Source organism: Microseira sp. BLCC-F43 (genome assembly GCF_041929235.1).
Lineage (GTDB): Bacteria > Cyanobacteriota > Cyanobacteriia > Cyanobacteriales > Aerosakkonemataceae > Microseira.
Map to the genome: position 1 here is coordinate 1 of NZ_JBHFNP010000158.1, position 7109 is coordinate 7109.

The following is a 7109-nucleotide window of genomic DNA, read 5'->3' on the forward strand; positions in this document are numbered from 1 at the left end:
CGGACGTGTTCGACTACATCGAGATGTTCTACAACCCGATCCGCCGGCATGGTTCCGCTGGCGGCGTGTCATCGGTAGAGTTTGAAAGGCGCTACGCGCAGAGCGGCGACTGAGTGTCTACAGAACTCTGGCCGGTCCACACCAAATGCGGGTAACTCCACAACTGCGCCGCCCTTATAGAATATACAGAAATAACTAACGTTCAGCAGTCCCGTGTCATGGGACTGCGATTTCATGTGAAGTTGAACGCTTACCTCCTTTTGCGAGAAAGGTAACCCTCAACGAGCTCAAAAAGCCTGACATGTCTCTCGTCGCGAGGACTAAAGCTGGACAGAACGAAGAACCATGTGCCGTCGACACTCCAACGAATGAATCGGACGTACATACGATGAGGTGGTCCGAACTCTTGCGGCAAGTCTGACCAGAGCGCACGAGTTTGCGCTACCCAGAGAACGCTATCTAGGAAATTTCGGGCATCTCCACCGTTTCTCGCCCTGGCACCTACTCGCCCTGGCAAAAACCCAAGAGTATGCATCCACTCAGCGTCCGATAGTTTAGGTACGTAGACTTGCCTATAAGGTGAGCTTTCTACTCTACCTAATCCTTTGCTCACGCTGCGAGAGCGCTCTAGTTTCCTCGATCTCGTGATCTCGCTGTGTACATCCATAACATTCGCCATGGGCTTTCCTGAGAGATGAATTAGAGCAAGTTTTTATAATGCGATTATGGCAACTATTTGCCTAATCGTAGTTCACTAGCGCGCGATCAAGTTGCTTGATGACATAAATGATGGATAAATTATAAAAAATAATATGCAGATAAAAACCTCCTGATTACTTCCTATTCGAAATTATCGAGCTAGACCTAGATCTCTGCCGCTGCTCGTCAATGGAAGAAACAAATTCATACCAGAGCAGGAAGACCGCGAGGAAGATCAGCGTATAGTCTGCCGCCGAGACAAATACACGTCCGGTGATTGATCGCGTTTGGTGTGCACAGATTCCCAGTGCGACTGGTGCGGCTACGCGTAGGGCATGGTCAATGACTCTTCGCCAATCGTGCCCAATGAGAGTGAATGCAATATCTTCATACATCGAATAATTGTCGTCAGAATCGACAAATTTCGTATGGCGAAGTGCCCACTTCGCAGAAATGCATGACTGAATAATTTTGCGATTCTGTATCTGCTTTTCATCATCGCTTGTAAACATCGCGTCGACACAAAGGTCTACGCCACTCGCGGCAGCACGCATTTCATAGTCCTCAGTACAAGATTGCTGAGTTAGCTAACCCTCAATCAGCTAACGCTCTGGAGAGGTCATACCCTACCCAGTCTTCAAGAAGAGGGCTGCATGTGGTCGAGTGGCCAAGAACAGTCTGCTATCAGGAGGGCACCAGTTGACTGTCAATCTTCGAGTTCTCTTGCACTTGAGCCGATTTACGCCTTTGCGGCATCCAAGTTGCCAGCATGGGTAGGGTTAAGGGCGTTCATTACGTTTCTTCTTCTGTGAGTCTTTGACTGGATACGAGACAGACACTATGAACACCAACGTTGCTTCAAGGCGATCGGGCCAGTTATATCTCAGTCACACACGCTATAGAACTTCTAAAGCGTTTCAGGTGATTGCACGCACTGACTATTCATCGCCGCTTTATTCGGTTGCGCGCAAGCTGCTGATGGTTGTCGCAGGCTCGTTGTTGTTTGCATCGCAGGTTTCTGTGGCCCAGATAAGCCCCACTCGCGTTTCTATCGTAAGCGACGGCGCAGCGCCCTTCTCCGCAACACAAGTTCCTGGGGGTGACACAAGTTCTAGTAATGGAATTGTCAGGACTAACGACGAAGTCACTTATTCCGTTCAATACAATGCAGTAAGCACAGCTTCAAGTTCCCTAGTTCTTACGCTCCCAGTTGGCATGGTCTTCGAATCGACGGCCACTGCTTCAACAGTGTGTAATGGAACTGGAGGAGGGACGCTGAGCTCGGATCGTCGCGTGCTGACATGCAACATTGCGCCAGTTGTCGGAACGCAGGCTTTCAACGTGAAAGCATTTGTGGGCGCTTTAGCAAATGGTACGCAGGTTCGTCTAAGCGCTAGATCCGGCGCCACATCGACTAGTTCGCCGGATCTGATTGTGTCTGCAGGTGATGCCAAGGCTACTTTCGTGCTTTACAGTCAGAGGTTGGGCCGTGTCCAGAACAATGGACAATGGGGCCGCTCATTTGAACAGCTTGTAAGGTTTGGCTCGAACCTTAGCTCTGGATCTCAGACTCTTTTTAAGGGTCAAGATGGTATTGCCGGTCCTGTCCAATTTAGGATCAAGGTGCAGCAGGGTGCGGTAATGCTCGGCTCGTGTTCAGCAGCTAGTGGCGGCGGAACGCGCACATGCACGCAACCCGGTGGCGCTGGCAGTGACATTTTGGTCGTGATGCAGGACGCAAGACAAGACTTTCTTTCGGTAGATACATCGGCTACAGGATTCAAGGATTTAGCATCAACTGCGCTAACGATTTGGGTGCCGGAAAGCCCAAACTTTCCTCCCTCTACGCTAAGTTACTTGAAAACACGTACTACTTGGGACCAGCCAAGAGGCCTTTCGGGTGGTTTGAACATTGACCCGAATGCGACAGTGCATGCGCCGGATTATGACTGCATGGAGACAGGGTCTTTCTTGGATACAGTTCCGGCTTGTATTCGCATAGCTATTGATAGAACTGCGCCGACGCGGTTCATAAGTTTGAACTCGGGCGCGGTATCAACTAGTTCTTCGCTCATTTATGCAGATAACAACGGCGAGACGGCAAATGACGAGAAAATTCTGCCCAATCAGAATTTTGTAACGCTTTCTGGGTTCAGGAACGATCCCGCTAGTCCCGAAAGTTTTCATATGTTCGGTGGATGCATAACGTGGGACCCGATGCTAATGGAGATTACGGGTAGAGCTGTACTCCGAACCAGTCCAAGCACGGCGAGTGGCTTTCTTAATCCTGATTCACTCGGCTGGGCGGAGGTCAGTAGCACGGATTACATCGTGGAGTACTCTGCGCAGGCGTACGCAGACGATGCGGCTCGTCGAAGTGCAAGCTGTGGCCTCGCCGGAGATGGTGCAGCGGGGTGGGTTTCGGCGTGGGATGCAATATCTAGTAATGCGATCACCAGTGTGCGATTTCGATACAGAATCGACGCCCCTTTGGACAGTGAAGACACATCGGTGGGCCTGCGACCAGGCTGGGTGATGGGACTGAGTATACCCAAGCGTAGAAGCACGAGTGCTTTGTCGCTAGCTAAGGCCGTGCCTGATCAGCTGCAGGCGCAACTACCTTGGTTCAGGCAAAGCTATAACAATGTCGAGCCTGCGGTCCGGTTCTCTACCTTCACGCCCGCTACGCCAACCATTGCTCGAGATAGGGGTGGAAGCGTTCAAGCTGTTAGCGCTTTAGTTCGGCATAGCCTCACTGATGTACCTTTGAGCATCGCGCCGGGGCAGGTTTTCCCACTGACTGTTATACCTAGAACAGTAGGTGCAGCAGCATCCGGGTTCGACGCGATTGCGGAACAGGTACAGGTGGTAGTGGATTTTCCAAATACGTACTTTGAGCCCATCGATGAGTCTATCGCCCCAAGTTTGCCCTCCGGTGCGACATATACAGTGCGGCCAGCCAATCTAGGCGCGGATGGATTGCCGGGTACCGCGGACGATGGCCTTCCTGCGCGCGTAACCATAACTCTTGGAAACCTAATGGCCAGAGGCGGATCTGCTTCCACCGGCCATTCTGGACATGTGACCACCTATGCTCCCATATCATTTCAGGTGCGGTCATCGCGGATCACCCCCAACGCAACGGTGCATGCTTTCACTAGCTTGATTAGTGCCGCAAACGACTACACAGGTGCAGTTCGAAGCAGCAACTCGAGCACAGACCGGACGGAGGGAAGAAGTATCACAGTGAATGGGGTTTCGACTTTTGAGGTCAGCAAATCGATCACCTCTGGCGGTTTCAATGACACATCGGTGCCTGGAGAATCGATGATAAGAGTTACTAGCGGTGAGCCATTCACTTATACCATTAGCTTTGGCAACACTACTAGCGAGAATCGTGGACGGATCAGATTCGTCGATGTTCTCCCGTACAGTGGCGACGGTAGGGGAACTACTGGCGTAAGTCAGATTCAAGTACAGTCTGTAACTGCAGCGATGAATTCATTCGCGCAGGGGCTCATGTCTGTAGAGTACACAACGTCATCCGCATCGTCCGTGTTGGCTACGGTCATGACGTCCGGTAGCGAGGATGCACCTTCGGGTGTCAGTTGGATTCCTTACTCGTCAGGTCCATTTCCAGACAATGTAACTGCCCTTCGGTTCACTAGTGCGCAAGGACTGAACGCTGGCTATGGCGGAACTGCAACGATAACCCTAAAGGTCCGTTCGAGTCTCGATAGAGAATCCCGTCTCGTAAATAATGTTTATGGCCGCGTTAACGAACCAAATGGTGTCATTCTTGTAAACGCTGGCTTAGTCACTGTTGGAGGGCGTCCCGGGGCATCAATCGTTGGTCGCGTTTTTGAAGATGTTGATGGAGACAGTTTCGCCGAGGAGAACGAGCCGGGAATTCCAAACGTCAATGTTCGTATTGTCTGTACTGCTAGCCCGAACTGCGTTTTGGGACAGAGCCATGAAGCGCTTACGGATACTAATGGATTTTTTCGGTTCTCTCCTGGGGCACTTGTGGACGGTGCATCTGGTTTTCCGGGTGTAGTTAGCGGCACTTGGGATGTTATTGTGACCCCAGATGTAAACTGGACTAACATCGGCTCAAAGGCCGGTAGTTTCGATGGCGTCCTAACTGGCAATGCTTCAGGTAGGTTGATAGCGGGCATTGTGGTCACGGCTGGCTCTGTTGGGCTTGGCTTTGATTTTTTGGAAAGGAAGACGAATGGCAGATTGAGAGTCAAAAAAGTACTTGCTCGGCCCATCGGCATTCCTGAGCCAACCGACTTTGGTCCGTTTGACTTCACGTTTGATGTGGTTTGTGGTCCCGAGAGAAAAACTTCCTCTGTTGTCCTTTCGGGTTTCCCACAAGCGATGCAGGTGGAGCTCGGTGAGCTGCGAGCAGAAGATAGTTGTGGTGTAGTTGAAGTTGGCAGGTCCGCCCCACCAAGAGGCTATGTTTGGCAGGAATCCTCGGTTCCCGATCCTGTGGTCATTCCCGTCAATGGCGTGGTCGACGTTGAGGTAAACGGTATGCTCATACCCCTTGAAACAAATCTTGCGATATCTATAGATGCTGAGCCTGATCTCTTCACCTCCGGCGGGTTGGCTCGCTACTCGGTGTTTGTTGAAAACAACGGTCCCGCAGATTCTAACGGCGCAGTGGTTACAAGTCCTCCCCAGCCAGGCATTGACTGCGGCATCGCGCCCTCTACAGTTTCTTGTAGTGCTATTAATGGCGCTGTGTGTCCAAACTCTTTGACGGCAGAGGAGTTGCAGACCTCCGGACTTGTTGTTCCAAGTATTCCATCGGGCGCATCGATCGTGCTCAATTTGGTTTGCGTAGTCACGGCTAGCGGATCTCCTTGAGGTAGATTGACATTTTGATTTCCTAGCTCAGAACGCTCGGGATTTTTGGGGGGATAGGCACTTCTGTGTGGTCGTGAGTCTGCAGGATCGAGACTCACGACTTTTCATGCGCTTGTTCACAGCGATGTCTCTCGTATGTCTGAACGTTCAGTGTCGGGTTGAGTAACGCTTGGATGGCCGGACACCGTGAAGTAAAGACTTCGCCTCGACCGGGCCACGAGGAGTCAAACGGCAAAGAGGGCCCGGTTTGCCGAGGAGCAGATCGCCTACGCGTTCAAGCAGGTCGAGCTAGGCATTGCGGTGGGTGAGATCTGCCACAAGACGAGCACTGCAGAAGTCACGTTCTCGGTTTGGCGGATGAAGCGGCTGTATGGGGCCATCGGAGCTCAAGCGGGCGCGCGTGTTGGAAGATGAGATCCGCGAGCTAAGACGGTGGTGGGCCGAGAATCACCGGCCCCGAGGAACCTGCAGGTATCAAAGAAGACGGCATCTCTACCGAATGACGGCCTGGGATCGCGGGGGTGATGGAACTTTCACTCTAAAGATACCCGCTTCTGAAAGCAGGGGGGGCGTCTAGGTTTTAGATTGATTTGGACTAGGCTTCAGGCGGTCAAGTTCTGGCGCTCGCTTACGAGTTCGTAGTAGTAGCTAAGTCGGCTTTTTTTGTAGCCCGAGTAGGGGGGGAGGTGCTTTTAATCGTTGTCTAGAAAGTCACGCTTGGGTTCAAGAGCGTTCTGGTCGTGGAGTCGTCATGTTCCGTTTGCTTGTTGAGTCCGCGTGCAAATTCTCTTTTGTTTTTGTATTAGTTTCAGCGCTTTTTTTTGTTGCTGATGCAGAGTCTCAGAATTCAGTAACAAAGCTGGTTCGTGTGATGCCTGTTGATGGATCGCCTGACTTTGATCCTGTCGACAACGAGAGTTATGTAACTAGCGTTGTCGCTCCTTTGGTGGTTGAAGTTCGTGCAGGCGCATCTGTTAAGGAGGGCGATGATGTTGTGTTCACTGTTGTATTGACTGGTGGAGTGTCAACTCAGGATATCGTCGTCCCTCTTACTTATGCAGGTACCGCTAGCAGTGGTATCGACTATCTTGGGTTCCCGAATTTCGTAGTAATTGAATCAGGTGAAAGCTTCGCGACAGTCTCATTCCCGAGTGTTGAAGATGCTGTCGTTGAAGTCGATGAATCTGTATCCGTAACAGTTGGAAGTAATACCGGTTACATTCTCGGGGGAGTAACTACCGCAGAAGTAGTTATTCAGGATTTTTCACCAGCTCAATCGCTCGGGAAGCTGGTCACCGATGACAGCACCGATGGTGCGGTCGCGGTGGGCGACGTGCTGACCTACACGGTCACGATGACCAATACGGGCAACACGACCCTGACTGGCGTGGTGGTGAGCGATGCGCTGATCACCCCGAACAGCATCACCTGCCCGAATGTGGCGCCGGGTGCGACCTGCCAGCTGGTGGGTACGTACACGGTGACCCAGGCCGACGCCGATGCGGGCAACCTGCGCAACACGGCGGTGGTGA

Annotated in this window: 4 protein-coding genes and 1 pseudogene; 4 read left to right on the forward strand and 1 reads right to left on the reverse strand. The window is 51.9% G+C overall.

What is annotated here, in order from left to right; genetic code table 11:
• On the forward strand, window positions 1-113 hold a 113-nt coding region (locus ACE1CM_RS22580; protein ID WP_374880586.1), incomplete at its 5' end, for an IS3 family transposase.
• A gap of 137 nt (window positions 114-250) precedes the next feature.
• On the opposite strand, the gene ACE1CM_RS22585 is transcribed toward ACE1CM_RS22580, so the two are convergent.
• Window positions 251-679 carry a transposase gene (locus tag ACE1CM_RS22585; protein ID WP_374880581.1) on the reverse strand — a complete coding sequence of 143 codons (429 nt, stop codon included), beginning with the start codon at window positions 677-679 and terminating at the stop codon, window positions 251-253.
• An 860-nt stretch (window positions 680-1539) separates the two neighbouring features.
• On the opposite strand from ACE1CM_RS22585, the gene ACE1CM_RS22590 reads away from it, so the two are divergent.
• From ACE1CM_RS22590 to ACE1CM_RS22600, 3 genes and pseudogenes are all read left to right on the forward strand, one after another.
• Window positions 1540-5577, forward strand: coding sequence for a hypothetical protein (locus ACE1CM_RS22590; protein ID WP_374880583.1), 4038 nt, complete (start codon window positions 1540-1542; stop codon window positions 5575-5577).
• A gap of 246 nt (window positions 5578-5823) precedes the next feature.
• Window positions 5824-5991, forward strand: a pseudogene (locus ACE1CM_RS22595) (IS3 family transposase); the annotation flags it as partial.
• A 337-nt stretch (window positions 5992-6328) separates the two neighbouring features.
• Window positions 6329-7109, forward strand: a 781-nt coding sequence (locus ACE1CM_RS22600) for a hypothetical protein (protein ID WP_374880585.1), incomplete at its 3' end; no start/stop codon positions are given.

Bases quoted from the DNA above. Each gene is read 5' to 3' on its own strand.
- ACE1CM_RS22585 (WP_374880581.1), bottom strand. From the start codon at position 679: ATGGCGAATGTTATGGATGTACACAGCGAGATCACGAGATCGAGGAAA.
- ACE1CM_RS22590 (WP_374880583.1), top strand. From the start codon at position 1,540: ATGAACACCAACGTTGCTTCAAGGCGATCGGGCCAGTTATATCTCAGT.